The sequence below is a fragment of the Halomonas sp. ND22Bw genome (assembly GCF_003011945.1).
GTDB classification, from domain to species: Bacteria; Pseudomonadota; Gammaproteobacteria; order Pseudomonadales; family Halomonadaceae; genus Halomonas; species Halomonas halophila.
The window spans coordinates 1-243 of sequence record NZ_PXWD01001582.1; the positions used below are offsets into that span (position 1 = coordinate 1).

A 243-nucleotide genomic window follows, 5' to 3' on the forward strand; every position below is an offset into this window, starting at 1 on the left:
GGTCATGCCGAGCGAGAGCACGTGGCGCGGCGACAATGTCACGTTGGGACCTTCGAGGACGATGTGGCAGGAACCGCCGCGGCAGGGGCCGAGCTCCGCCTCCACCACCTCGCGCAACGGCGCGCCGCTCCAATCGTCCCGCGTGAGCAGGTCGTGGGTCTTCGACAGGGCCAGGATGCGCGCCTCCAGGCGCTCGCCCGCCTCCTCCCCGCCGCGCGTCGATTGCCGCGCCAGCGCCTGCAC

The 243-nt window shown here is 72.8% G+C and carries 1 protein-coding gene; it reads right to left on the bottom strand.

The features are described 5' to 3' along the window. Positions 1-243: HWE histidine kinase domain-containing protein (locus CVH10_RS23575; RefSeq protein WP_369336005.1), on the bottom strand; the 243-nt coding region annotated here is incomplete at both ends.